Annotated in this window: 27 protein-coding genes and 1 pseudogene; 17 read left to right on the forward strand and 11 right to left on the reverse strand. The window is 63.2% G+C overall.

Annotation, left to right across the window (positions count from 1 at the left end; all coding sequences use genetic code 11):
- Positions 1-263 precede the first annotated feature (263 nt).
- The 8 genes from B4F07_RS03325 to ligD all read left to right on the forward strand — a co-directional run bounded on the left by B4F07_RS03325 (position 264) and on the right by ligD (position 9,212).
- Positions 264-956, forward strand: a complete 693-nt coding sequence (locus B4F07_RS03325) for an SRPBCC family protein (protein WP_293699729.1) — start codon at positions 264-266, stop codon at positions 954-956.
- A 10-nt stretch (positions 957-966) separates the two neighbouring features.
- The gene (locus B4F07_RS03330; protein ID WP_293699726.1) at positions 967-2,190 is read left to right on the forward strand and encodes a zinc-dependent alcohol dehydrogenase; all 1,224 of its coding nucleotides are present in this window, start codon (positions 967-969) and stop codon (positions 2,188-2,190) included.
- Positions 2,177-2,959 (forward strand): SDR family NAD(P)-dependent oxidoreductase, encoded by a 783-nt coding sequence (locus B4F07_RS03335; protein ID WP_293699723.1) that lies wholly within the window; start codon positions 2,177-2,179, stop codon positions 2,957-2,959. Before B4F07_RS03330 ends, B4F07_RS03335 begins: the two co-directional genes overlap by 14 nt.
- Before the next feature lie 67 nt (positions 2,960-3,026).
- Positions 3,027-3,782, forward strand: a complete 756-nt coding sequence (locus tag B4F07_RS03340; protein ID WP_293704528.1) for a class I mannose-6-phosphate isomerase — start codon at positions 3,027-3,029, stop codon at positions 3,780-3,782.
- Positions 3,783-3,931: 149 nt separating this feature from the next.
- Positions 3,932-5,239, forward strand: coding sequence for a glycoside hydrolase family 130 protein (locus B4F07_RS03345; RefSeq protein ID WP_293699716.1), 1,308 nt, complete (start codon positions 3,932-3,934; stop codon positions 5,237-5,239).
- 315 nt (positions 5,240-5,554) lie between these two features.
- Positions 5,555-6,049 (forward strand): hemerythrin domain-containing protein, encoded by a 495-nt coding sequence (locus tag B4F07_RS03350; protein ID WP_293699999.1) that lies wholly within the window; start codon positions 5,555-5,557, stop codon positions 6,047-6,049.
- 4 nt (positions 6,050-6,053) lie between these two features.
- On the forward strand, positions 6,054-6,593 hold the full coding sequence (locus B4F07_RS03355) for a CinA family protein (protein WP_293699712.1): 540 nt from the start codon (positions 6,054-6,056) through the stop codon (positions 6,591-6,593).
- A 111-nt stretch (positions 6,594-6,704) separates the two neighbouring features.
- Positions 6,705-9,212, forward strand: a complete 2,508-nt coding sequence (gene ligD, locus B4F07_RS03360) for a DNA ligase D (RefSeq protein ID WP_293699709.1) — start codon at positions 6,705-6,707, stop codon at positions 9,210-9,212.
- Between the two features lie 330 nt (positions 9,213-9,542).
- Here the strand turns inward: ligD and B4F07_RS03365 are convergent, their stop codons facing one another.
- A complete protein-coding gene (locus tag B4F07_RS03365) occupies positions 9,543-10,274 on the reverse strand; it encodes a Crp/Fnr family transcriptional regulator (RefSeq protein WP_293699706.1) in 732 nt (243 codons plus the stop codon).
- A gap of 54 nt (positions 10,275-10,328) precedes the next feature.
- Between B4F07_RS03365 and B4F07_RS03370 the strand changes: the two genes are divergently transcribed.
- Entirely contained in the window at positions 10,329-10,757 is a 429-nt protein-coding gene (locus B4F07_RS03370) for a BLUF domain-containing protein (protein ID WP_293699703.1), read from the forward strand.
- A 44-nt stretch (positions 10,758-10,801) separates the two neighbouring features.
- Here B4F07_RS03370 and B4F07_RS03375 read toward each other — a convergent pair whose 3' ends face one another.
- From B4F07_RS03375 to B4F07_RS17435, 3 genes and pseudogenes are all read right to left on the reverse strand, one after another.
- The gene (locus tag B4F07_RS03375; protein ID WP_293699701.1) at positions 10,802-10,999 is read right to left on the reverse strand and encodes a hypothetical protein; all 198 of its coding nucleotides are present in this window, start codon (positions 10,997-10,999) and stop codon (positions 10,802-10,804) included.
- A 363-nt stretch (positions 11,000-11,362) separates the two neighbouring features.
- The gene (locus B4F07_RS17430; protein ID WP_414711749.1) at positions 11,363-11,572 is read right to left on the reverse strand and encodes a DUF4142 domain-containing protein; all 210 of its coding nucleotides are present in this window, start codon (positions 11,570-11,572) and stop codon (positions 11,363-11,365) included.
- Positions 11,573-11,676: 104 nt separating this feature from the next.
- A pseudogene (locus B4F07_RS17435) lies at positions 11,677-11,964 on the reverse strand (hypothetical protein); the annotation flags it as partial.
- Positions 11,965-12,354: 390 nt separating this feature from the next.
- Here B4F07_RS17435 and B4F07_RS03380 point away from each other — a divergent pair.
- Entirely contained in the window at positions 12,355-12,585 is a 231-nt protein-coding gene (locus B4F07_RS03380) for a hypothetical protein (RefSeq protein ID WP_293699695.1), read from the forward strand.
- Positions 12,586-13,017: 432 nt separating this feature from the next.
- On the opposite strand, the gene B4F07_RS03385 is transcribed toward B4F07_RS03380, so the two are convergent.
- A complete protein-coding gene (locus tag B4F07_RS03385; RefSeq protein ID WP_293699693.1) occupies positions 13,018-13,269 on the reverse strand; it encodes a DUF6894 family protein in 252 nt (83 codons plus the stop codon).
- Positions 13,270-13,581: 312 nt separating this feature from the next.
- On the opposite strand from B4F07_RS03385, the gene B4F07_RS03390 reads away from it, so the two are divergent.
- The 4 genes from B4F07_RS03390 to B4F07_RS03405 all read left to right on the forward strand — a co-directional run bounded on the left by B4F07_RS03390 (position 13,582) and on the right by B4F07_RS03405 (position 16,938).
- Entirely contained in the window at positions 13,582-13,893 is a 312-nt protein-coding gene (locus B4F07_RS03390) for a hypothetical protein (RefSeq protein ID WP_293699690.1), read from the forward strand.
- A 153-nt stretch (positions 13,894-14,046) separates the two neighbouring features.
- Positions 14,047-14,247 (forward strand): hypothetical protein, encoded by a 201-nt coding sequence (locus B4F07_RS03395; protein WP_293699687.1) that lies wholly within the window; start codon positions 14,047-14,049, stop codon positions 14,245-14,247.
- A 122-nt stretch (positions 14,248-14,369) separates the two neighbouring features.
- Positions 14,370-15,923, forward strand: a complete 1,554-nt coding sequence (locus tag B4F07_RS03400) for an alpha-amylase family glycosyl hydrolase (protein ID WP_293699998.1) — start codon at positions 14,370-14,372, stop codon at positions 15,921-15,923.
- A 1-nt stretch (position 15,924) separates the two neighbouring features.
- On the forward strand, positions 15,925-16,938 hold the full coding sequence (locus B4F07_RS03405) for a glycosyltransferase family 4 protein (protein WP_293699684.1): 1,014 nt from the start codon (positions 15,925-15,927) through the stop codon (positions 16,936-16,938).
- On the opposite strand, the gene B4F07_RS03410 is transcribed toward B4F07_RS03405, so the two are convergent.
- The 4 genes from B4F07_RS03410 to B4F07_RS03425 form a co-directional block, all read right to left on the reverse strand.
- Positions 16,914-17,201, reverse strand: a complete 288-nt coding sequence (locus B4F07_RS03410; RefSeq protein ID WP_293699681.1) for a DUF6894 family protein — start codon at positions 17,199-17,201, stop codon at positions 16,914-16,916. The genes B4F07_RS03405 and B4F07_RS03410 overlap by 25 nt on opposite strands.
- Before the next feature lie 26 nt (positions 17,202-17,227).
- Entirely contained in the window at positions 17,228-17,995 is a 768-nt protein-coding gene (locus B4F07_RS03415; protein WP_293699678.1) for a Crp/Fnr family transcriptional regulator, read from the reverse strand.
- A 156-nt stretch (positions 17,996-18,151) separates the two neighbouring features.
- Positions 18,152-18,448: a plasmid stabilization protein gene (locus B4F07_RS03420; RefSeq protein ID WP_293699675.1), complete on the reverse strand. Its 297-nt coding sequence runs from the start codon at positions 18,446-18,448 to the stop codon at positions 18,152-18,154.
- An 88-nt stretch (positions 18,449-18,536) separates the two neighbouring features.
- Positions 18,537-18,836, reverse strand: a complete 300-nt coding sequence (locus B4F07_RS03425) for a hypothetical protein (protein WP_293699672.1) — start codon at positions 18,834-18,836, stop codon at positions 18,537-18,539.
- A 420-nt stretch (positions 18,837-19,256) separates the two neighbouring features.
- Between B4F07_RS03425 and B4F07_RS03430 the strand changes: the two genes are divergently transcribed.
- Together B4F07_RS03430 and B4F07_RS03435 are read left to right on the forward strand one after the other, a co-directional pair.
- On the forward strand, positions 19,257-20,000 hold the full coding sequence (locus tag B4F07_RS03430; protein ID WP_293699669.1) for a Crp/Fnr family transcriptional regulator: 744 nt from the start codon (positions 19,257-19,259) through the stop codon (positions 19,998-20,000).
- A gap of 508 nt (positions 20,001-20,508) precedes the next feature.
- A complete protein-coding gene (locus tag B4F07_RS03435; RefSeq protein ID WP_293699666.1) occupies positions 20,509-20,874 on the forward strand; it encodes a PRC-barrel domain-containing protein in 366 nt (121 codons plus the stop codon).
- Between the two features lie 375 nt (positions 20,875-21,249).
- On the opposite strand, the gene B4F07_RS03440 is transcribed toward B4F07_RS03435, so the two are convergent.
- Both B4F07_RS03440 and B4F07_RS03445 read right to left on the reverse strand, forming a co-directional pair.
- Positions 21,250-21,849 carry an alpha-ketoglutarate-dependent dioxygenase AlkB gene (locus tag B4F07_RS03440; RefSeq protein WP_293699663.1) on the reverse strand — a complete coding sequence of 200 codons (600 nt, stop codon included), beginning with the start codon at positions 21,847-21,849 and terminating at the stop codon, positions 21,250-21,252.
- Positions 21,850-22,194: 345 nt separating this feature from the next.
- On the reverse strand, positions 22,195-22,827 hold the full coding sequence (locus B4F07_RS03445) for a retropepsin-like aspartic protease family protein (RefSeq protein WP_293704530.1): 633 nt from the start codon (positions 22,825-22,827) through the stop codon (positions 22,195-22,197).
- Positions 22,828-23,491: 664 nt separating this feature from the next.
- Between B4F07_RS03445 and B4F07_RS03450 the strand changes: the two genes are divergently transcribed.
- The coding region (locus B4F07_RS03450) for an ArdC family protein (RefSeq protein ID WP_293704532.1) at positions 23,492-24,038 on the forward strand (547 nt) is incomplete at its 3' end.

Below are 24,038 nucleotides of genomic sequence, written 5' to 3' on the forward strand. Positions count from 1 at the left end.
CCAGGTTAAGTCGATTTTTGCAGTTCCCGGAAAATCCCGCGATCGCCGCGGGATGACGGCTGCCTGACGAAGCCGAATTGTCGCCAAAACGTCGAAAGCCCTGCCAGCGGGGCGGCGGCGCTGGAACTTTTGAATGCTGCATGCGTCCCTTGTCCATCAGCTGCGCAGCTGCATCGAAACCCTGATCACCGTCTGAAGCCGCCGGCTTGCCCTGGCTGCTTTCACTGCAAACGCCCGGCGCATGCCGGAGCGGGGAGATGCACATGTCTGGTTTTACCGATCGCGTTGCCGATCGCCTCACGGGCCGCGCGGCCCCCGATCACCTTAGTTTGGCGGCCGTGGGTGCCGGTCTTGCCGCCGCCGGGCTCGGCCTCGCGGTCTGGCGGCGCCGTCGGCGCACGGAGCAGGACGACAAGATCGCCACCGATGCGCCGCACTGGACGCTCGACAAACCGGCCGCGCGGGCGATGTTCGGCAAGTCGGTGCTGATCAACAAGCCGCGCGATGCGCTTTTTGCCGCCTGGCAGGTCGAGCGCTTTCCCGAATTTATGGAAAATGTCGTGGCGGTCGAAGCGCTGGGCGGCGGCACTGCGCGCTGGACCATCAAGGCGCCGCTGGGCCGCGAGGTCCACCTCGTTAACAGCATCACCGAAAGCATCGAAGACCGGTCGATCAGCTGGCAGAGCGAGCCCGAAAGCGAAATCGCCAACAGCGGCGAAGTGCGGTTTGTCGATGCTCCCGCCGGCCGTGGGACATATGTCACACTCATTCTCGCTTATGATCCCCCTGGCGGGAGGATCGGGCGTCTCGGCGCAAAGCTGCTCCAGCGCGAGCCTGAGGTGCAAGCCCGGCGCGACCTGCACCGGTTCAAGCAGCTGATGGAAACCGGCGAGGTCACCAGCAATGCCTCACCGTCGGCGCGCGCGTCGGAATCCCCCGTCGAACCCCATATCTGAGGACAGAAACATGCGAGCAGTCACCTGGCAAGGGCGCCACAAGATCAGCGTCGAGACGGTTCCCGATCCCGAAATCGTCAATCCGCGCGATGCGATCCTCCGCATTACCTCGACCGCAATCTGCGGCTCCGATCTTCATCTCTACGACGGCTATATTCCCGGCATGCGCGCAGGCGACATCGTCGGTCATGAATTTATGGGCGAAGTCATCGACGTCGGCGCCCGGTCCACCCTGAAAAAAGGCCAGCGCGTCGTGGTTCCGTTCACGATCAGCTGCGGGCAATGCTTCTTCTGCGAGAAGCAGCAGTACAGCGCCTGCGATAACAGCAATCCCTCCGAAACGCGCGATGCCTCCGAACTGTTGATGGGTCATGCGATGGGCGGCGCCTTTGGCTATGCCCATCTCACCGGGGGTTATGCCGGGGGGCAGGCCGAATATGTCCGCATACCCTATTCCGATGTCGGTCCGGTGATCATCCCCGACGATCTGCCCGACGACGACGTGCTGTTTCTGTCCGATATTCTGCCCACCGGGTGGCACGCGGCGGTCAATGCCGACATCGAACCCGGTGACACGGTTGCGATCTGGGGCTGCGGCCCGGTCGGTCTGTTCACGATCCAGTCGGCGCTGCTGCTGGGAGCCGGTCGGGTGATCGCAATTGATCATTTCCCGGCGCGGCTGGCGCTCGCGCGGCAGCTGGGCGCCGAAATCCTCGATTATACGCAGGTGGAGGTTCGCGAGGCGCTCGACGAGATGACCGGCGGGCTGGGACCCGACGCGTGCATCGACTGCGTCGGCATGGAGAGCCACGGCTTCACGCCCGACAACGTCCTCGACCAGGTCAAGGCGCAGTTCTACTCGGTAACCGAACGCCCGCATGCCTTACGCCAGGCGATCCTGGCCTGCCGCAAAGGTGGACGAATCTCGATTCCCGGCGTCTATGGCGGCTTCGCCGACAAATTCCCGCTGGGGCAACTCATGGAAAAGGGGCTGACGGTCAAAAGCGGCCAGACCCCGGTCCAGAAATATAGCGGCCAGCTCCTGACGATGATCCAGGACGGCAAGTTCGACATGACCTCGCTCGTGTCGCACCACGCCTCGCTCGAAGATGCCGCCGACATGTACCGCCACTGGCACGGCGAGCAGAACGACTACACCAAGATCATTCTCAAGCCGGGGCTTGCCAAGGGAACCGTGCAGACGCGCCGGGAGGTCGAACATGTCGATGCGTAAGCTTGCCATAATCACCGGTGCCTCGAGCGGCATCGGCCGCGAGATTTCGACGCTCGCTGCCGCGGACGGTTATGACCTCATCCTCGCCGCCGACGAACCTTGTGTCGAGGCAGCGGCAGGGCTGCGTGCGGAAGGAATCGAGATTCAGTGTGTCGTCGCAGACCTCGCGACCGCGGCCGGGGTCGAGAAACTGCTCGCTTGCGCGTCCGGTCGTGCCGTCGATGTCCTCGTCGCTAACGCCGGTCATGGTCTGGGGCGTGGCTTCCTCGATCAGGACGCCGAGCAATGGCGGCACGTGATCGACACCAATATTACCGGCACCTTGTTGCTGCTGCAGCCGGTGCTGAAACAGATGGTCGCGCGCGGCGAGGGCAGGGTGTTGATTACCGGCTCGATCGCCGGTCATCTCGCCGGTTCCTTCCAGGCGGTCTATAACGGCACCAAGGCTTTCATCGACAGTTTTGCCGCTGCGATCGGCAACGAGCTTCAGGATACGGGCGTGACGATAACCTGCCTGAAGCCTGGCGCCACCGACACCAATTTTTTCGCGCGCGCGGGCATGCTCGATACCAAGGTTGGACAGGCCAAAAAAGACGATCCCGCCGACGTCGCCGTCACCGGCTGGGAAGCGATGAAGGCCGGCGAACATGCCGTGGTGCATGGGCTGAAGAACAAGGCGCAGGTACTGGCCGCAGGCGTGCTCAGTGAAGCGGCGACCGCCGCGATGCACCGCAAACAGGCCGAGCCCGGCTCGGGCAGCAGCGATTGAACGAGCAATGGGATCCAGCGTGACACCAGCGAAACTACCGACAATCACCGTCGAGAAACCGTGGGGCGTGGCCAGTTTGCCGGCGCCTTTCGCAGCGGCGTCGAACAAGCGCATCGGCGAAATCTGGTTCGACCCGCCCGCCGACTGCCCGCTGCTCGCCAAATATCTTTTCACCAGCGAACGCCTTTCGATCCAGGTGCACCCCGACGACGCTCAAGCGCGCGCGCGGGGCGAAGCGACAGGCAAGGAAGAATGCTGGTTCATTCTCGATGCCGAACCTGGTGCGACCCTCGGGATCGGCACGGTCCGTCCGCTCAGCGCCGCCGAACTTCGTGCCGCTGCCTTGTCGGGCGCGATCGAGGATCTGATGGAATGGCATGCCGTGACCCCGGGCATGTTCTTTCACATACCGCCCGGGACGGTGCATGCGATCGGCGGCGGAATTTCGCTGATCGAAATCCAGCAGAAAAGCGACGTCACCTATCGGCTTTATGATTATGGCCGCCCCCGCGAACTGCACCTGGGCGATGGATCGGCGGTAGCCCATGCTGTTCCCATGCCGCTGTCGATGCAAATAGCGGTTGCTCGGCAAAGCGCCGTGCTGCTTTCGGGGGCATGCTTCTCGGTTGCCTATATCGAAGGAAAGGACCTTCGCCCGATAGCGGCGGTCGAAGGACCGCTGTTGCTCGTGCCGATCGCGGGCAGCGTCGAAATCGACGGAATCGGCGTCGAGGCCGGTGAATGTTTCTGGGGGGCTCGCGCCGCCGCGATCACCGCAAACGAAGGGTCCCGCTTTCTCGTCGCCGGAGTGGGATGGCGCTGATCGCGCCCTGACATTCGCCGCATGTCCCGCGGACCGTGTCGTGCGGAAGGGAACGCCATCACGCGTATGGCGTTAGATTTGTCCTTGTCCCGCGCACCGAGCGCCGCCTATCGTGGCGAAGGGAGACGTGAGAAAGGTCGCCATCGTCCATGCTGATTTGCCGACCCGAGCAGTCGCCGCTGCATATCCTCGATGAAAAGCTGACCGCTGATCCCGGCCGCGTTGTGCTTCGCCCGTTTCATCTCGCATGGCAGTCGAATGTCTCCGAACCGCCCCGGGCGGCGCAGCTGGTGACCGATGTCCTTGCGCTGGACGAGGATCAGGCCGAACTCGAACTTGGCTTGATCTGGAAGGATTTTTCGGAGCGGCATTGGCAGATCGGCCAGATTTTCGATGAGCGCTACCGTGAGATCGCCGAGGATCTGAAGCTCGATGACGCTGCCGTCTCGCCGATAAAACGCCGCCTGATCGGCGCCTATTTCTGCCACGAATATAGCTATGCTGCCGCCGCGTTGATGAACCCGAGCATTGTGCCGCATCCCGATCAGAGCGGGGTCGAGGACGGCCAGCTTCGCTTTGTCATGTCGATGCGCGCGGTCGGCGAGGGGCACATATCGTCGGTGGCATTTCGCGAAGGCATTATCGGTCCGGATTCCGAATTCCGGCTCTGGCCGCAGTCCGGTCCCGCGATGGCGGCAGTCGCCGACGACCGGCACAATACCGAACCGGATGCACCGGTGTTCGTTCACCGCCAGGCCGATAGCGCGATTTCGAACAGCGTCTTGTTTCCGATCACCGAAGCGCAGCGCAATGGCCTCGAGGACTTGCGGCTCGTCCAATTTGTTCACGACGATGGCAAGAGCGAATATATCGGCACTTATACCGCCTATTCGGGCCGCGAAATTCGGTCGGAACTGATGCGGACCGACGATTTCAGGAGCTTCTGTCTCCAGCCGCTGTCGGGACATGCGGCGCGGCACAAGGGGATGGCGCTTTTCCCGCGCTGCATCGACGGCCGGTTCCGCATGATCGCCCGGCAGGATGGCAAGAATATCACGATCCTGGCGTCGGACGAATTGAGCCACTGGGATGACGAGGGGGTCGTGCTCATGCGTCCGCAATTTCCCTGGGAGTTCGTCCAGATGGGCAATTGCGGCAGTCCGATCGAATGCGATGCGGGCTGGATCCTTTTGACCCACGGCGTTGGCGCGATGCGCAAATACAGCCTGGGTGCCGCGCTTCTCGATCGCGACGATCCCTCACGGGTGCTCGCGCGCACCTCTTGTCCGATCCTGTCGGCGGCCGAAAGCGACCGCGAGGGCTATGTGCCGAATGTCGTTTACACCTGCGGCGCAGTGCGGGTCGATGACAGTCTCTTCATTCCCTACGGCATATCGGACAGTGCGATCGGATTTGCGACCACCCGTATCGACGCGCTGCTTGCCGCGATGGATTGACCGCGTGCCGGTACAATGGCTGGCGAGGTTCGGATAAAGGCTGGAAGCCGTTAAGAGGCTCGGCCCGTCATCCATGGCGGAAGGCCGTGAGGAACGGCGCGATGCGCCATCACGGAAGCGGCCCCCCCCATGGTCCTCTTATTCCATCGTCTCGCCTCGCCGGATCGTCGCACCGTCACTTCTGCCGTGTCTTATCGTGCGGCGCATCGGCTATCTGTCCGGGAGAAATCTTTCCAGCGTCCGTCGGTCGGTACGCAACTTTTGGCAAATATCTCCGTTATTCCTGGCATGCGGGCAGGGCAGAGGGAGACTGCAATGAAACCGACGGATACCGATGCAACGCATATTCTGACCGCAGATCATCGTACGGTTGAAAAGCTGTTTGCCGCGTTCGAAAAGGCGCGTGACAGCAAGACCAAAGGCGATCTCGCTGGCGAGATCTGCACGGAGCTCAAAATCCACGCCCAGATCGAAGAAGAGATCTTTTATCCGGCCCTCGAAGGCAAGATCGACGACGACCTGTTGAAGGAAGCCTATGTCGAGCATGACGGTGCAAAAATCCTTATCAACGAGATTGCCGCGTCGAGCCCTGAGGACGAATTTTTCGATGCCAAGCTTTCGGTGCTCAAGGAAGAAATCGAGCATCATGTGCAGGAAGAAGAAAAGCAACAGGGCAATATGTTTCAGCAGGCGCGCGCGGCTGACGTCGATCTCGAGGCGCTTGGCGAGCAGATGCTGGCCCGCAAGGAAGAGCTGAAAAAGGAGGCCGAGACTGTCGGGCTCCCCCCCGCGCAGACGACAACGATGTAGCTCCATGTCGGCGCAGCGGGAAATCGAACGATTATCGGCTCGGTTGGCAAATGTCCTGGCGGGAACCCGGCTGCGCTGGGCCACGGCCGAGAGCTGTACCGGCGGACAACTGGCCGCATTGATGGCGCGGGACAGCGCGCTCGGTTCGCATCTCGAGCGGGGCTTTATCGTCTATTCGATGGAAGCGAAATACGAATTGCTCGGCGTCGACCGATCCGATGCCAGGCGCTGCGATGCCGTCAACCCCGACGTCGCCGAAGCCATGGCGTCGGGCGCGCTTGCTCAAAGTCACGCCGATTTTTCCATCGCGCTCACCGGCTTCTGCGGGCCGCAACAGGCGGGCGAGGAAGTGGGACTGGTGTACCTGGCCTGTGCAGCGCGCGCCGGTCGGCGCGTTGTGCAAGAATGTCATTTTGGCGACATCGGGCGCGGCGTCGTGCTCGATCATGCCGTGGCTGCCGCCTTGGCGCTTATGAGCGAAGCCGTCGAAGCGCAGCGGACTACGCCCGTCCTTTTCGCCGCACATCGAACGCTACGGATGTGATGGGCAGGCGTGAATCGTCGAGCGTTGGTGCATTGCAACTGCCCGGCAGGGCTGCTGATCCCGCGAACCTGGCTCGGGCAACCGCAGCCAATGCGCGCAAGCGGGCCTAAGATGGCGAAGCGTCCCGATCCGCTCGCGCAATATAACGCCAAACGCGACTTCGCCCTGACCCGCGAGCCGGCGGGCACGATCGACGGGAAAAAGGGCAACCGCTTCATTGTGCAGAAACATGACGCGACGCGGCTCCATTTCGATTTCAGGCTCGAAATCGACGGCGTGCTCAAAAGCTGGGCGGTAACGAAAGGCCCGAGCGCCGATCCCGCCGACAAGCGTCTTGCCGTCCGTACCGAAGATCATCCGATGAGTTACGCCGATTTCGAGGGCGGCATTCCCAAGGGCGAATATGGCGGCGGCACCGTGATGCTGTGGGATCGCGGCACCTGGGCGCCGATCGCGGGAAAGAGCGCCAAGGATCTCGATGACGGCCATCTGCACTTCACGCTCGACGGAACACGGATGAAGGGCGAGTGGCTGCTCGTTCGCATGAAGCCGCGCCCCGGCGAAAAGCGCGAGAACTGGTTGCTGCGCAAGGTCGACGATGCCTTTTCCGGCGGCACCGACGATCTCGTGGGGCGCGAACTGACCAGCATTTTGACCGGCCGCACGATGGCCGAGATTGCGGCCGAAGACGGCGGCGAACGGTCGCTGAAGGGCACGAAGGGCGCGGCGCTGGCCAAGACGATGGCAGCGGCGGCAACGCACAACAAAAAGATCGCGAAACCCGCCGCCAAGGGCAAACTTCCCAAGTTCCGCCCCCTCCAGCTCGCAACGCTCGTCGATGCGGTGCCCGTCGGCAATGGCTGGATTCATGAGATCAAATATGACGGCTACCGCGCTGAAATTGCCGCCGCTGGCAGCGAGGTGCGGGTCTATACGCGCAGCGGTCTCGACTGGAGCGACAAGTTCGCGCCGCTCGTCCGCCATATCGCCGCGCTCGAGCTGTCGGCGTGCCTGATCGACGGCGAGATCATAGCCTATGGCAAGGACGGAAATCCCGACTTTTCGTCGCTACAAGCCGTGCTCAAACGCGGCCATGGCGCGCAGGACGAGGGGACGGCACTACATTTCTTCGCCTTCGACCTGCTCGAACTGGATGGCCAATCCCTTGTCAAACTCGGCAATCTCGCGCGCAAGGAACGCCTGGATGCCCTCTTGCGCCACGCGTCCCCGCCGATTGCGGTCGCCGACCATATCATCGGCGCGGGCGAGAAGCTTTATGATGCGATGTGCCAGGCGGGGCAGGAAGGCATTATCTCGAAACGCGCCGAGGCTGCCTATGCCGGACGCCGCTCGAAAAACTGGGTGAAGGTCAAATGCACCCGGCGGCAGGAATTTGTTCTCGTCGGCTGGAATCCCTCGACCACGAGGGCACGGCCGTTCGCTTCGCTGCTGCTGGCGCAGCACGAAGACGGCAAACTTGTCTATAAGGGCAATGTCGGCACGGGTTTCGACGCCGACACCATGGCCGACCTTGCCGGGAAATTTGCCCGGCTCGCGCGCAAGAGCGCACCGCTCGAGGTTGAAGCCGCCACCGCGCGCAAGGCGCATTGGCTCAAGCCCGAACTCGTCGCCGAAATCGCGTTCGCTGAGTTTACTGCGAGCGGATCGGTTCGCCATGCGAGCTTCCTCGGGCTGCGCAGCGACAAGGAGGCCAAAGACGTGACCCCGGAAACCCAGCAAGCTGCCCCCCGGCCGACAAGCGATGTCGAGATCACGAACCGCGACCGCGTCATCTTTCCCGAAGCCAAAGCGACAAAGGGCGATCTTGCCGATTATTATGCTGCGATTGCGCCGATCATGCTGGCGCACGCTGCGCGCCGCCCGATCAGCCTCGTGCGCTGTCCGCAGGGAAGGGGCAAGAAATGCTTTTTCCAGAAGCATGACTCAGGCTCGTTCGGAGATCATGTCCATCAGGTGCCGATCCGCGAGAAGGACGGCGGCCACGAGGATTATCTCTACGTCGAAGACGCCGACGGATTGCTCGCCTGCGTCCAGATGGGCACGATCGAATTCCACGGTTGGGGCAGCCATGTCGATGCGCTGGAGAAACCCGACCGCATGGTCTTTGATCTCGACCCCGATGAGGGGCTGGATTTTGCTGACGTCAAAAAAGCCGCGCTCGATATTCGCCGTCATCTGGCCGACCTGGGGCTGGTGAGTTTCGCGATGTTGTCGGGCGGCAAGGGCGTCCATGTCGTTGTGCCCCTTGAACCGGCGCACAGCTGGGAGGCGCACAAGGATTTTTCCAAGCGTTTTGCCGAAGCACTGAGCATGGCAGAACCCGATCGTTTTATCGCGACGATGAGCAAGGCGAAGCGCAAGGGCAAGATATTCATCGACTGGCTGCGCAATCAGCGCGGCAGCACCGCGATCCTGCCCTATTCGGCGCGCGCCCGCGAAGGCGCGCCGGTAGCGGTACCGATCGGCTGGGACGCGCTTGCCGATGTCGAGGGTGCGGGGGCATGGTCGATCAAGGACGCTGCCGAGCTGATCGACCGTGCCGGACATGCCGATCTGAAATCCTGGGGGGCGGCCGCGCAATCGCTGCCGCAATTCTGATGCTCAAGCCAGCAATCGCCCCAACGGTATTGACGACCGTCGCGGCGCAGGAGCTGTGGCGAATTTTCCGCAATGCTGCGGATGGCCCGAACCTGAGCTTGTAGCGAACATGGGCCTCCTTTGGGGCGAGCCTCACGTGCCTGACAGGCGTCTCACAGCCATTGGCGGCCGGACGGACACGGGAAGTATCGAGAGGTGGCGCGGCGCCGGCACGCGTGGGATCCGAACCGGTGAGGGGGCACTGATCGACGCGCGCACCGCCGGGATGGATCGGGTACCCGGCGCAGGGGGCCGCCTGCGGCCTTCGATCAGCCGACTGAGCCGAGACGGCTAGGTCGCTCTTTCGCTTTGGAGATATGCCGGATCGAAATCGGCCATCGACGCCAGGCCCTCCCAATCGTTGATCGTAATCTTGCGCTTGTCCAGCGCCACGAGGCCGGCTTGTCGCAAAGACTGCAAGACCCTGTTGACGTGAACCGCCGTCAGCCCGGCTGTGTCGGCGAGCTGCGCCTGTGTCATCGGCAGCTCGAATCGCGTGCTTTCCGGGGCTTGCGCAGCGCGCAGTCGCACCGCGAACTCGCACAGCAGATGCGCGATGCGTCCTTGTGCGTCACGGCGACCGATGTTGGTCAACCATTCGCTGAACATCGCCGCTTCGACTGCCGTTTGTCGCCACAGCGCGCCTTGGAGATTAGGGTTTGCTCGGATTGCGGTCTCGAGCGCATGCGCGGCGATGCCGGCAACCTCGCCGGGGGTCAACATCCGTGTTTCTTGGCCGTTGTGCGGCTGGAACAGGTTGTTCAGGCCGAAAAAGTCGCCCGGAACATGAACCGAAACGATCTGCCGCGCTCCATCAGAAAGAATTTTGCTGCAATAGGCGAATCCCGAGACAAGAATGGCGCAAAACCGGCTGCGATCGCTTGCGCGTCCGATGGCATCGCCTGCCGCGAGCGTGCGACACGTGAACGGTAGGCTCAGCAACACTTGCCGATCTGCTTGCGACAGATGCTGATTGGCTTGAAGCGAACTCCAGAGCCGTTGCAGGGACGCCCTGTTCGACACGCGCTACCTCCAGTGCGAATGAAACCAACTGCGCACCGAAATCGTTCCAGCGCTGTGACCGAGCCGGAACCCGATCTGATCCATATTCTCTATATGAGCGACAGTCGGCTGGATCGACCGTCTGCGCTGGACCAGTTGCAGACCCTTGTCGAAACTTCGCGGCGGAACAATGCAGCAGCGCAGATCACCGGCGCCCTGATGTTCACCGAAGACAATTTCGTGCAATTTCTTGAAGGCCCGGCGGCCGCAGTCCAGCGGTTACTGGCCAAGCTACAGGTCGATGCGCGTCACGCAAATCTGCGAATTTTGCTTGAATCGCCCGCCCGGGGCCGCCGGTTTGGACCCTGGACCCTGGCCTATTGCGGGCCGGCCGAATTTGTTCGCGCCGAGCTCGATGCGGTAGCCGGTTGTGGACAATCAGGCGAGACGGCACGCGCGCGCCTGATCGACCTGATGGTCGCTTTTGCAGCGGCGGCTGATTGAGCTTCCGGGGCGTGCAGGATCAGCGGCGCCTGCGTGCCCGATCGTCAGCGCTCGTTCGGTGTCGAGACGATCAACCGCGGCAGGCGCTCGACCACGGCGCTCCAGAACAGGGTCTCCTGTTCGGCGCCGCGCTCTTCCGACCATGATTTTTGCTGCGCTACGAGCGTTTCGGCGCGTGCGCCCCATTGACGCCTCGCTTCCGCCGCGCAGGACCAAACACTCTGTTCACTGACTTTGAACATAAGAATTCTCCCGAGACTCGCGCCCGACGGGCACTTCGCCACCGACGATACGTGATTTGCCCGCTCGCGCGATAAACTAGATCAACCTTGCGAACCCAGTCCCTTCAATTTGTGCAGGAGCGCCATGACGGGCGCGAGCCGGAGCACCTGGTCGTCGGAGCACCGATCTGACATCCCTTGTTTTCGCAAAGCGGAGCCAATCTTGAAGACGTTCTTTGTTGGAGCGTCAGGTAGCGTTTGCCGATGAAGGCCGCGCCGCTGCTGCTTGGACCGGGAGGGGTTCTCCCGAGTGAAGGATCGGCTTCGCCGATCTGGCACTGCCGACGGGCCTACAAGACCCGCCGGGTTCGACATTGCCAGAAATTAGGCTTGGCTTCCCAGCTTGTCGAGGTGGGATCGGTGCATTTCGACGACGGTGACGATTTCGCGTGCCGCGGTCTTGAGGCTCTCGGCATCGCCGTGTTCGCTATAGGCGCGGTGGAGCGCGAGCGCCGCATCATGGGCGGTGCGCTGATGCCGCAGGTAAATAGCGTCGATAGCGCCCGCATCGGCCTGCTTGATTTCTTCGAGCATTGTCTGCTGCGCCGGATCGAGCTGCGGCGCGGCGACATCGACTTTTGCGGCGGCTNNGCCGCCGCTGCCTTGATCTTGGCGGTCGACTGGCCATGCTGATCGATCATCATTTGCGCAAACTTCCTGACTTCGGAATTGTCCGATTTTGCCAGCAGCGCTTTTGAAGACTCGATTTCCCACAGATCGCCCGCACCGGCTTTGGCCACATAGGCCGCGCTTTGGGCCGCCGTCGCGGGCGCTGCCATCGGCACCCCAGGCGTCCCAGGCGTCCCCACCGAGGCCGGGGCCGCTGCTGTCGGACTATTGGTCGGCGGCGCGCTCTCCTCGGCAGTCTCGCTGCATCCGGCGAGCGCCAGCAAAGCGGTGCCGAGCATCCAGAATTTTTTCGTCATCGATCGTCTCCCGTCAGGCCTTCACACTGCCCCGGCAACGTGAGCGGGACGGTGAAGTTCCGCCGCTCCTCGCGGCGCGCGGCTTCGGGCAGCAAAACTTGATCCATGATAGCAATTCTTCCGGAGCAACGCCGCGCAGCTTCGGCGTTTTTCAGCGCCAACCATGTGGTCCTCGCTGAGCTCAGACGACGCGGCTGTCCCGATGCCCGCCCGGAGCATCGCTGCTGCGCCGGACACTGTATAACCTATGTTGGTGCGACCGGTTCGAACCTCGCTAGGCTGATCGGGAGTCGCGACCTCCCAGAGCGGTGCGACTGCGCCCTTCCAGAGCCGTGCCGCGCGAAGTCGATGTCTGGCGGCAAAAGGAGGTCGCTATAAAAGGGAGGCGCTATGCCGACGTACCAACTTGTTCTCGATGATGACGGAGGCGAACCTCGCCGGGTCGCCTTTACGGCGGCATGCCCGGATTTCGCACTGCAAGTCGCGCAGCGCGAAGCGGACGGAGTGCGCGCCGAACTTTGGGAAGGCGAGCGCTTGATCGCGAGAATGACGAAAGTGGCGACCAATTTGTGGAAGCTCGATCCCGATCAGCGTCTCTCACCGGAAGCTCGTCAGCCGTAACCGCCTTCGAAATTCCGGCGCGTGTGGGCAGGGCGGGGCTGCCGATAGACGCAGATCCGTTGGTGGTGCGAAAATAACCTGCCCACGGCGGGGTCGGTTTGGCATCCTGGCCCAGCCTTGTGTCGCAGCTTTCACTCGCGCGCCGTTTCGACAAGCTCGCGCCCAGCGGCACTCGGCCAGGAACGCCGGGCGCGTTCTTGTTGCGAGCCGTGCCCAAGGAGTCCGATCCGGCCAATCAGGTCTGTCCAATTTGGGGGATGGCCGTAGCGCAGCGATCATCGAAGATGAAAGGCGCAGGCGCCGTGGCCATCGACGTCGCCGCGATACGCTTCGCCATCGCGCGCAGCGCAGCGAGGCGAAGCTCGCCCGCATACCCTGTTACTCTGTGCCCGCGCATGGCTTCGCGAGCGCCTTGCGGCCTGAATCGACCGGTCAGCCCGCCGCGCCGCGACAGGATTCAATGGCTTCGGAAAAGGGCAGCTGAAACAACAGGCGACCCGCGTCGTCGGTAATTTCAAAGCCGCAGTCGGACGGATTTTTGCGCTGCGTAAGCAGTTCCGACCACATTTCCTGCACGGTGCTGAACGCTTGCAAATATGCTTCCTCGGCACTCGCGCATTCCACGCCGCAGTCGTCGCGGCTCATCGTGACGCCGTCCGAAAAATGAAAATAATAGAGCGCCATGTCTGCTCCTTCGAGCCAGCCCCTGCTTCCCCTGTACGCGTTGCGAGATGTCGGAGCGATGAACCGGACAGGCGGGCGCCATCATCGGCTGCTGACCCAACATGTGCCAGCCGCGCGATTGCGCTGAACGCGTACTTGTGCAGGCCATCCGGCATCACGCGGGAGCGGCAAGCTCGAAGACATCCCATGACGGTGCGCGACGAGCGCGCCGGATTTCCTATAGTAGGTCAAGTTTCTCTCCGAACCTTGGGCGCCGCGGAACCAACCGGGGCGTCCGTCGTCGTCAGTCATATATCCGCACAGGAGAATGTCATGACGCGTTCCTTTCTGATCACATTACCGGCGCTGATGCTGCTGGCGGCCTGCAATTCGCCCGGCGACGGAACCAGCCAGAGCGAGACCGAAGCCGTTCCCGGCGGCGACGGTACGGTTGCCGCGCCGCACGACATGTCGGAACCTGCCGCCGGAACGGAAGTCGGGACGATGACCGACCCGAACCCTGACACCATGACAGGCAGTGACGGCGACACGGCGGCACCCTCCGCGGAGAGCAGCGCCGGACCGATGGCGGACGGCGCATCGGAAACCAACAAGACGAGCGAGACGCCGCCGCCGCCTCAATAGGCGGAAGGGTACATGCCAAACGCTCCCATTTGATAGTGATCGCCTGCGCCGAGCCCTCCTCTCTGCAGGCGAGGAGAACCCCGGCTTGGACCTCCCTTTGGGCAGGTCCAGGCCGGGGGCTCCACTCGCGCCACAAGGACATGCAGGAACCCGATGCAGTTTCTTCTGATCTATCACGATGCAGTGTCGGGTCACGAAGAGCGCCTCGCGTTCGAAGCGTCCGGCTTTCCTGCCGCTTTCCGGATCGCCGACGAATTGCCGATCGGCGAGCGTGCGGTGTTGCTTCAGGACGGCAAACCCGTTTGCCGAAAAGAGCGCGATCCACGCCTGTCGACCTTGAGCTGGGTTCTTTGACGGGACGCCGGTCTTGGGCGACCCGCGCGCGGGACATTGGTGTGCGCTCGGATCATGCCACAGCGGGCACGGCCCTTCAAACCGACGTCCCGTCGTCCCGACCGTGGTGGGAAAGCGCCGTCATTTATCAGATCTATCCCCGCTCCTTTCAGGACGGCGATGGCGACGGGATCGGCGATCTGGCAGGGATGTTGCGCCGACTGGACTATCTCGCCGCTCTAGGCATCGACGCAATTTGGATCTCGCCGATCTTTCCCTCCCCGATGGCCGATTTCGGCTATGACGTCTCGGATTATTGCGGCATCGACCCACTGTTCGGCAACATGGCCGCCTTTGATCGGGTGGTTGAAGGCGTTCATGCCCGCGGCATGAAGCTGCTGCTCGATTTTGTCCCCAATCACAGCTCGACCGCCCATGCCTGGTTTGCCGAGAGCCGTGCGTCTCAAGAGAGCGCGAAGCGTGACTGGTATATCTGGCGCGATGGCGCTCCGCAGGGTGGCCCGCCGAACAACTGGACGAGCGACATGGGCGGGTCCGCCTGGGCTTATGACGCGACGACCGACCAATATTATCTCCACAGCTTTCTCGAAGAGCAGGCGGACCTGAACTGGCGCAATCCTGCCGTGCGCGCCGCGATGACCGACGTCTTGCGCTTCTGGTTCGAGCGCGGCGTCGACGGGTTTCGGATCGATGTCCTGTGGCACTGCATCAAGGCCGAAGACTTGCCGGACAATCCGGCCAATCCCGACTATGTCCCCGGCATGGGCGAGAAATTTCGTGTTTTGCAGCGGCATTCCACCAATCAACCCGAGATTCACGAACTCGCCGCCGCTTTCCGCGCGCTTGCCGACGGCTATGGCGATCGGCTTCTGGTGGGCGAAATTTGCCTGCCGGTCGATGAACTGATGGCATATTATGGCAGTCCGGACGCGCCAGGCGTCCATCTTCCTTTCAACTTCCAGCTTTTCGATGCGCCGTGGAATGCGTCGATACTTGCCTCGCTGATCAAAGCCTATGAGGCCGCGCTGCCCTCCGGCGGATGGCCCAACTGGGTGCTGGGAAGTCATGATGCGCCGCGGCTTGCGGGCCGGGTCGGTGAGGCGCAGGCCAGGGTTGCCGCGATGCTGCTCCTGACCTTGCGCGGAACACCGACCATCTATCAGGGTGACGAACTCGGGATCGGCCGCGTTGCGATCCCGCCCGATCGGATCCGCGATCCACAGGAGCTGCGCCAACCGGGGCTCGGTCTCGGGCGCGACGGCGCCCGCACGCCGATGGCGTGGGACGAGCGTCCTTATGCCGGGTTCAGCGCGGCCGAACCCTGGCTTCCGCTTCATGGCAGCTGGCGCACCCATAATGTCGCGTGCGAAGACCAGAATCCCGCCTCGATGCTGGCGCTTTACCGCCGGCTGCTGGCGCTGCGCCGCAGACATCGCGCTCTCAGCATCGGCGCGATCGAGGTGCTCGCGTGCGAGGGAGACGTGCTCCGCTACGAGCGGCGCCATGGTGACGAGCATCTGCTCGTCGCACTGAACCTGGGCAGCGAACCGCAACCCTTTTCCGTACCGGCAAAGTCGGAAATCGTCGATGTTCTTGCCTCGACCCGCGCCTTGCGCACGCTCGACGGAACGCTTGCCGCCGACGAGGGCATGGTCCTGCGTCTTGGGGCAGCCTGACATGCGCGTTGCGATGCTGGCGCCGATCGCATGGCGGACCCCGCCGCGGACCTATGGGCCGTGGGAACTGGTAACGAGCCTGCTGACCGAAGCGCTGGTCGCCCGCGGCATCGACGTCACCCTCTTTGCGACCGCGGACAGCCTTACCGCCGCAAAACTCGAAGCGATCGTACCGGCGCCCTACGGCGACGACCCTTCGATCGACGCCAAGGTCTGGGAATATCGCCATCTCGCGCATCTCTTCGAGCGCGCCGACGCCTTCGATATCATCCACAATCAGGCCGATTTTCCTGCGCATGCCTTTTCGCGCCTGATCGACACACCGATCGTGACCACCATCCACGGCTTTTCATCCGAGCGGATTTTGCCGATGTACAAGGCATTCGAAGACCGGGTTCATTATGTCGCGATCAGCCATGCCGACCGGCATCCCGATCTGCGTTATGCCGCCACCATCCACCATGGGATCGCGCTTGGCGATTTTCCGCTCGATCCGGTCGGCAGCGAGGATCTGGTCTTTTTCGGCCGCATCCATCCCGACAAAGGCACTCATGACGCGATTGCTGTCGCGCGCGCGGCGCGGCGCCGCCTGCACATCTACGGCATTGTTCAGGACGAGGAATATCATCGCCTAGACGTGATGCCTTATATTGACGGGCGTGATGTCGTTTTCCACGGCGCGGTCGGCGGCGCCGAACGCGCCCGGGCCTTAGGCCAGGCCTATGCGCTGCTGCACCTCATCCACTTTGACGAACCGTTCGGCCTTTCGGTGGCCGAGGCCATGGCGTGCGGGACGCCGGTCATTGCCACCCGCCGCGGATCGATGTCCGAAATCATCGACCATGGCCGCACCGGATTTCTCGTCGATGGTCCGTCTGACGCGGTGGCAGCTTTGGAACATGTGCCGACGCTCGATCGCGCCGCGGTGTCAGCGACAGCAGCGATCCGGTTCGGCGCGCAGCGAATGGTGGACGAATATATAGCGCTTTATCAGCGGATCTCGACCACCCGCTGACCGGTTCCTTTTGGGCGCTGGCCGCTGCGGGTCTGGTGCGTATCGACAGCCTGGATCAGGACCGCCGAACACAGCGCGCCGTCCTCGTCGACCACCTCGACCCGCAATGTCCCATTGCCCTCGATGATATTCGGATCGTCATTGAGCAAACTGCCCCCATAGCGGATCGCCTCGCGGCGTGCCGACGCCGCGTCGCGCAGCTCGATGCCGACATCGTCGACGTCGCATGATCCGTCGCAGGTGTGGAAATAAAATCGTGGCATGGGCACGGTCTCCAGTCATCAAATGGCTAGGCAGCATTGTCCCGGTGCAGATAGAGCGGCGAAAAGTCGCACAGCCTTGCAAGGGCGTTTATGTCGCTCGCCCACAAACGGCGACCACTGCGCGTGACGGCGCCTTCCTGCTCCAGCGTCTTGAGCGTGCGGTTGACGTGCACGGGCGTCAGACCGAGAATATCGGCCAGCTGTTCCTGGGTCAGCGGGACGTCAAGCTGGGCGTCCGCCTGAGGCTCTGAAAACTGGACGCGGTAGGCAAGCTCGCAGAGAAAATGCGCCAGACGCGGGAGCGCATGACGGCGGCCGATATTGAGCTGCCATTCGCGCCCGATCGACGCTTCCACCAGAATATCGACCAATATGGCGCGGGCGATCGAACGGCGCGTATCGGCAAGCTGTTCGAGCTCAGCGAGCGGGACCAGCGCGACATCGGCCTGGGTCAACGTCTGCAAATTATGGTCGACGGTGCGCAGATACAGCGACTGGAAATCGAGCGGATCGCCAGGGATGCGTAACCCGACGATCTGCCGACCACCATCGGCAGCCAGCTTGTAGCGATAAGCGAAGCCCGACAAGAGGATCGGGCACACTTGCGGGCGATCGCCTTCGCGCAAAATCGTCGTATTGGGAGCAAGCTGGCGATATTGGTAGGGAAGCGCGAGCAGCGCTTCCTGATCCGAGAGCGGCAGGGGACTGTGCGCCGTCAATTTGCGCACGAACATGTCGAGCTGCGCCTTGTGCGATTGCTCGGGCCGGGGCGGCATCTCGGGCCGAGGCGGCATCGAGGATGATTGCTCTGAGGATGATTGCTCTGGCATCAAGATATTTCCTATCGCGCTGCCTCTCCCCGCATAAGGCCACCACATTTTTATCGCAAAATCGCCGCCGACGGAGCACGGCTCGCGCCGGGCCATGCGGGGGGCGGCGCCGAAGCGTGCCTAACCGTTTGCGCCGCGGCGGCGGGTTTCCCAGCCCTTCTTTGCGGCGGCCGAGCGCTGCTCGGCGCTTTGACTCGATCCGCCCTTGCGGCCGCCCTTGGTCGCCGCAGCATGATCGCCGGTCTTGCCGCGACCCGAACCGGACTTGTTGCCGCCGCCCGATTCCTTGTTCACGGTCGCCCACGCGCGACGTTCGGCCTCCGATTTGCCCACGCCGCGTTTCTCATAGCCGTCTTCGATATGCTCAGCCTGACGCTTCTGTTTCCCGGTGTAGCGCGATTTGTCGCCGCGGGGCATGTCATGTCTCCTCGCTGCCATCTTACCGGAACAACCGGCAATAGTGGCCGAGGTTGCGCCGGACGCGGCAAGGATCGCCGCAAACTTGTTAACCTGGGTCAGCAAAGGGGCTCGCAAGTCGGGAGTGCGCTGTCGGCGCGGCACCCTCCGCGCGGCTGGAGCAAGCCTCATCCCGCAGGCGCAGTTGAACGGCGCCGATCGAACCCCAGGGCAAACACTCGACGACAAGACCATCGACCAGCTGCGTCTCGAAGGTTGCGCCCTGCGGGTCGACCGCGAGAAGACGCCCCTCGCGCCAGACGGGATCAGCTTCTGCCTTGGTCAGATAGCGAACGCGTTGCGGTTGCGTGCCGGCACTCATGAGCAAGCGGCCGAGAAATTGCAGCATGGACCCGTCTCCTGTCGGCGCGCGAGACGCACAGCGCCGATGAAATCGGTCGTGCACCGCATGCCCTATGTCGTTCGCGGCGGGACGGCGAGAGCGCCGCCCTTTTTGTCGTGACAACCGCCTCCCTGGGTGGGTTCGAAATGCAAAGCGCGACCGCCGCGATCGTTGCAGCGGATTGACGCAGGTTAAGTCTTGCTCGCTGACGTTTCGAGCGGCCGCCCCTCGTGAAAAAGGAGGAAAGCGGACGGCTTCGCCACAGGGTAAGACGTGGCGACATCGAAGTGAAGAACATCGAAAATGTGACTGGGCGGGACGAATGGACCCGCACCGGCGGCGGATCGCGGCTTTGCCAACATGGGTTAAGGAGAGCCCGCGTCGCCTGTGCAACATGGAAACCGAGCGGGGGCTCAGGAGAACCCCATGGCGAGCGCGTCCGCCGATCAGATTTTGCAGTCCCTGCGGAGCGACGCTCCACATCGTCATTTTCGCGGTCGCGAGTTCCTGGTCCGCAAGCGGGAAACGCCGCACGCGATCTGGTTGATTGAGGACGGGTGGGCCGCGCGCTTCAAACTGCTTCGTGACGGGCGGCGCCATATTTCGCGCTTTTACGCGCCCGGCGATCTTTGCGACCTTGCCTGGCTTGTCACCGAGTCCGCCGATCAGTCGATAATAGCCCTGACGCCCGTTCGCGCCGCTCGGCTCGATCGCCACCGGCTCGACAGTCGAATGCGGATTGATCCTGCTGTATCGCTGACAGTGGCTCGCGATGCACTTGCCGAGATGCGGGCGCAGGCTGAATGGCTCGTCACGCTCGGATGCAAATCGGCAAGTGAGAAGATCGCATATTTTCTGTGCGAGCTTTATCTCCGTCTGGAACGGCGGGGCCAGGCGCGCGATCACAATTGCGATTTCCCGCTGTCTCAACAGGATGTGGCGGACTTTACGGGGATGACGGCCGTGCATGCTTGTCGAACCCTGCGGGATCTTCGCGAGGCGGGGCTGATCGAGCTGCGCCGGCGTCGGCTGCGGATCATCGACTTTGTCCGCCTCGCACGGATGGCATCCTTCGATCGCGATTGTCTTCCGTCGGATGCAGAATGCTTGCCGGACGTCGGTGCCATGGCCGGCCCGCGCGACTTTCCTGCAACGGCCATGGTCGTCTAGGCGGGTCGAGCCGTCGTTGGTTCGGTCGGATTGCCCGGGAGAATCTCGTTGGTAAGCAAAAAGGCCGCACCCCCCGACACGGCCTTTTCGGCATTTCCATGCTGCCCCGGCTTCTCCGGGTCGCTGGAGTCGCCAAAGTTATTGTAATCCTATCCGAAATGGCGACATCGTCAATCGCGTTACGGGACGGCGGCTGTTTCGCGATATGGAAATTGGGAAAGAGCAACCAAAGTGGAGAGCTGCTCCATCCCCATCTGTAATAGGCAAATAGAGGAGCGCAGCCGGGACGACGGTCCCGATATTTTGATGCTCTCCTTGGCTTCGCAGCACCACCCCGCGGCTCGGCAATATCCGCTGTCTGCGGCAATTCAGGGTCGTCGAACAGCATTCCCGAGTTCTCGCGCGATCTGCTGGCGCTTTGAAAACCGGTGCGATAATTTTTCGGTCGCACCGGATATATCGCCGACGCGAAGCGTATCTTTCACATCAAAGCGTGAAAGGACTTACCATGACTGACATCGCCACTGAAGAAACCAATCGCCTCATCGGTTCGAACAAGGTCGAAGGCACGACCGTGTACAACCGGGGGGGTGAAAAGCTGGGCTCGATCTATAATTTCATGGTCGATAAGCGCTCCGGCAAGGCCGAATATGCCGTGCTCCAGTTCGGCGGCCTGTTCGGCCTCGGCAGCGACTATTATCCGCTGCCGTGGGACATGCTGACTTACGAAACCGAGCATGGCGGATATGTCGTCGACCTCGACAAGACGCTGCTCGAGCAGGCGCCGCGCTACGCCGCCGACGCCGAACCCGCGTTCGATCGCACATATGGGCAATCGGTCTATGGCCATTATGGCATGAACTATCCGTTCTGACCTTTGCGGACGCGAATGCAGACGCGAACAGGCTTTCATCACAGGACGTGAAGCCGGAAAATTGCGCGCAGGTGGGCAAAGCTTCGCTCACCTGCGCGTTCGTTTGGCCCGCCTATTTATTGGGCGTCTTTCCTGTCAAATGATCGCGGTTGGCAGATTTGTGCTCGCCAAGCAGCGCGGCTTAGCGAGTTTGTCCTTACGTTTGTCGATCGGCAGCCGTCGGCAGCTTCGCGCATTCCGGCACGTCGCTTCGCGCATTCCGATCAAGACTGGCCGGGACGGCTTTACTTATCAGGATTTGGCGGGGACTCATCGTGTCGCGCGGCATATGTCAGGCCCGGCGAAACCGGTATCGCTCTGGCGCCGCAGTTCTGCTCAGCGACCGCGCAGACTTCGGAAGGTGATCGACCAGCGCGGCGTCGTCATAGGGGCGATGCTATGTTCCCACTCGTCGCGGGCTTCGCCATGCATATGATAGATGGAGCGCCGGGCAAGATCGGCGGTTGCCCGATCGAACCCCTTTGCCCGCCTTCGGCGAAACCGCATCGTCGCCGGGGCGCCGAGCGACACCCCGATCACATGATCGAAGACCGAACGGTCCTTGTGCCAGCCAATCCCCGCGCCGATGCCATATTGAATGACGAGCGCCTGTTCGAGCGCGGCAGGAGCGATTGCCGCAAATCGGGCGGCGCGGCGGCGGATATCTTCCAGCCAGCGCGGCATCGGCTCGCCGCGCGCGAAACATCCGGTCTGAAAATCATATGTCCAGCCGAACGAGCGCGTCAGTCGCTTGCCTTCCCATTGCTGGAACTGGAACGGCGTGAGCTCCGCCGCTTCGATGCACGAGATCAGCTCGGCCTCTTCGGCGGGCGTGATGACATCGCCGCACCAGGCGAGACCCGGAAGCAGGGACGAACCGAACAGGTCTGCCTGAAGGGCAGGGCGCGGCGTCGTGGTTGCGGCCCGGCGCGTCATGCGGGGCGCCAGACTTGTGCCTGCTGCGGCCGACCGAAAAATGCCTGTCGTGGCGGCTTCGCCAGCAAGTCCGTGCGCATTAACCGGTGCGTGCGGCCCGGCGGCGCTTTCGCGCCGCCGCGGCGGTGTTGGCCATCTGGCAGAGAAGACATGATCGTCACGGTTGGAACATAGGAAGAACATGTAAAGATCGCAAGGGCGCGGCAATGGCCGCGCATGACCAACGCGTTGCTTCGGTCTCCCGGTTCGTTGGGGATTACCGACGTCGTTCGCCCTCGGGTGGCCTTCTTCTTCGGGCAAGATCGCGGCGGCAACGACCGATCGCCCGTTTTTCCGTTGAACGGGTCAGTCGGTCGCGGTTCCGGCTTTCGGCACGAGAATCAGCGTGCGTCCCTCGACGCGCCAGGTTTCGAGCTGCGACAGGAAGTTCATGCCCAATATGTCGGTGTCGCCGAGGCCGGGCGAAATCACCACTTTGAGCCTGCGGGCCTCAATCTCGCCGATGCTCAGACGTTCGAGCGTGCCGGTATCGGCGCGCACGGTGCCGTTGGCGGTCTTCATCAAAATGGGAACCAGCGTCGTATCGGCGTTGACGCCCGCTTTGGCGGCCGTTCGTTCCGACAACGCCGTCACTGTCGCGCCGCTGTCGACGAGCATGCGCGTTTCTGTACCGTTCAGATCGACCTTGGCCCAGAAATGCCCGTCGCGTCCCATGGGGATCCGGACCTCGTCGCCGACGACCTCCTGGCGGTCGAACCCGAGGCTCGCGTTGAGCCGCGATAGATTGGGATCGAACGGTGCGTGCTGGAGGATCAGGAAAATCCCGAAGGCGAGCAGCGCGAACGACAAAAGGGCGCGAAAAGCGCGACCGACATATGGCAGCTTGAACAGGATAACGAGAATGAACGCCGCGCCGATCGCATAAATGGCGAGTTGGTTCCCCGGGAGATGGGACACAAGGTCGGTACTGGTCGGCATGGCAATGAGCCATTCTTATCGCAGCGAAGGTGTCGGAGCGCTGAATGATCTCCTGGGGCCGCACTGAGGAGCGCGGCCTGAATCGAGCGCACACTGGCGGCGACCGGCGCCGCCAGAGGTCGCGCGTATAATGCTCAGCCGCGCAGGCGCTCTTGGCGCGCTGATCTTGGCGCGGCGGCGGCGCCCGTCTGCGCCGGGTAAACGGCGCTTTGCGCCGTTCCGGCCATCGCGCGGCGTTGGCCGACCCAGCGCATCCGTGCGCACGCCGCCGCGCCTGCGGCGCGCCAAGGGCGCCGTTCTTCTCGCCCTTCGGGCCTGGCCACCGGCGCACGCAAATTGACAAGCCTGGGCGTCGGATTGCGCCGAGCCGTGTCGGCGATGACAACACAAACGACAAGGCGGCTGCGCCTTGCTGATGACGCCGCGCGGATTCCCGCGCGGCGGCGCTTTGGTGGGCCGGCACCTCGGACATCGGTGCGGGCGGCGCACGGCCGTGGGCCCGCCCGGCCGCCCCGCAAGCCGCGCCAGGCGCGGCTCCTCCACTGCGTTGCGGCCCTGCGGGTGCGGACCGGCCTTGTGGGCGGTCCCCTTGTCCGCGGATTCGCCGCCCGCCCCGCTGTCCGGGGCCGGCCGCGGCGGTTTTTGGTCAGGAGGAGACGCCCCGATGTTCACCAGCCCTAACCCTTCGCTTGAGGCCGCACCGCCGGAGCGCACGCGGCCTTCGGGCCGCGCGGCGGCGCACAGGCGTGCGCCCGCGAAGGCGCGGCGCGCCGAGGCCGCACCGCGCGCCTCGCTTTATGACGAGGTGACAAGCCGTATCGTCGAGGAGCTCGAAGCGGGCCGGATTCCATGGGTGCAACCATGGGACGCGGCTGGCTTTGCGCCGGGATTGCCGAAAAATGCCGACACCCACCGCAGCTATTCGGGGATCAATATCCTCATTCTGTGGGCCGAGGCGGCGCGGCGCGGTTTTGCGGCGCAGGGATGGCTGACCTTCCGGCAGGCGCTCGGCGCGGGCGGCGCGGTGCGCAAGGGCGAGAAGGGCACGACGATTTTTTACGCGGCGCGCTTCACCCCGCAGGGCGGCGCGGCGGGCGCTGGCGATGGCGGCAGGGGGCACGGTGAAGGCGGCGCATCGGGGGCGCGCGGCGGCGGCGCGGCGGTGGGCAGACCTGCGGTTGGCGGAGCGGCGGCGGGCGGCGCGGGGGCCA

This window comes from Sphingopyxis sp. UBA6723, assembly GCF_002454115.1.
GTDB lineage: Bacteria > Pseudomonadota > Alphaproteobacteria > Sphingomonadales > Sphingomonadaceae > Sphingopyxis.

Coding starts and splice junctions, on each gene's coding strand:
- B4F07_RS03410 (WP_293699681.1), bottom strand. CDS start 17,201: ATGCCACGATTTTATTTCCACACCTGCGACGGATCATGCGACGTCGAC.
- B4F07_RS03415 (WP_293699678.1), bottom strand. CDS start 17,995: ATGCCGCCTCGGCCCGAGATGCCGCCCCGGCCCGAGCAATCGCACAAG.
- B4F07_RS03335 (WP_293699723.1), top strand. CDS start 2,177: ATGTCGATGCGTAAGCTTGCCATAATCACCGGTGCCTCGAGCGGCATC.
- B4F07_RS03435 (WP_293699666.1), top strand. CDS start 20,509: ATGACTGACATCGCCACTGAAGAAACCAATCGCCTCATCGGTTCGAAC.
- B4F07_RS03440 (WP_293699663.1), bottom strand. CDS start 21,849: ATGACGCGCCGGGCCGCAACCACGACGCCGCGCCCTGCCCTTCAGGCA.
- B4F07_RS03350 (WP_293699999.1), top strand. CDS start 5,555: ATGAAACCGACGGATACCGATGCAACGCATATTCTGACCGCAGATCAT.
- B4F07_RS03380 (WP_293699695.1), top strand. CDS start 12,355: ATGCCGACGTACCAACTTGTTCTCGATGATGACGGAGGCGAACCTCGC.
- B4F07_RS03385 (WP_293699693.1), bottom strand. CDS start 13,269: ATGGCGCTCTATTATTTTCATTTTTCGGACGGCGTCACGATGAGCCGC.
- B4F07_RS03430 (WP_293699669.1), top strand. CDS start 19,257: ATGGCGAGCGCGTCCGCCGATCAGATTTTGCAGTCCCTGCGGAGCGAC.
- ligD (WP_293699709.1), top strand. CDS start 6,705: ATGGCGAAGCGTCCCGATCCGCTCGCGCAATATAACGCCAAACGCGAC.
- B4F07_RS03390 (WP_293699690.1), top strand. CDS start 13,582: ATGACGCGTTCCTTTCTGATCACATTACCGGCGCTGATGCTGCTGGCG.
- B4F07_RS03405 (WP_293699684.1), top strand. CDS start 15,925: ATGCGCGTTGCGATGCTGGCGCCGATCGCATGGCGGACCCCGCCGCGG.
- B4F07_RS03330 (WP_293699726.1), top strand. CDS start 967: ATGCGAGCAGTCACCTGGCAAGGGCGCCACAAGATCAGCGTCGAGACG.
- B4F07_RS17430 (WP_414711749.1), bottom strand. CDS start 11,572: ATGCTCGAAGAAATCAAGCAGGCCGATGCGGGCGCTATCGACGCTATT.
- B4F07_RS03395 (WP_293699687.1), top strand. CDS start 14,047: ATGCAGTTTCTTCTGATCTATCACGATGCAGTGTCGGGTCACGAAGAG.
- B4F07_RS03425 (WP_293699672.1), bottom strand. CDS start 18,836: ATGCTGCAATTTCTCGGCCGCTTGCTCATGAGTGCCGGCACGCAACCG.
- B4F07_RS03345 (WP_293699716.1), top strand. CDS start 3,932: ATGCTGATTTGCCGACCCGAGCAGTCGCCGCTGCATATCCTCGATGAA.
- B4F07_RS03355 (WP_293699712.1), top strand. CDS start 6,054: ATGTCGGCGCAGCGGGAAATCGAACGATTATCGGCTCGGTTGGCAAAT.
- B4F07_RS03445 (WP_293704530.1), bottom strand. CDS start 22,827: ATGCCGACCAGTACCGACCTTGTGTCCCATCTCCCGGGGAACCAACTC.
- B4F07_RS03325 (WP_293699729.1), top strand. CDS start 264: ATGTCTGGTTTTACCGATCGCGTTGCCGATCGCCTCACGGGCCGCGCG.
- B4F07_RS03420 (WP_293699675.1), bottom strand. CDS start 18,448: ATGCCCCGCGGCGACAAATCGCGCTACACCGGGAAACAGAAGCGTCAG.
- B4F07_RS03375 (WP_293699701.1), bottom strand. CDS start 10,999: ATGTTCAAAGTCAGTGAACAGAGTGTTTGGTCCTGCGCGGCGGAAGCG.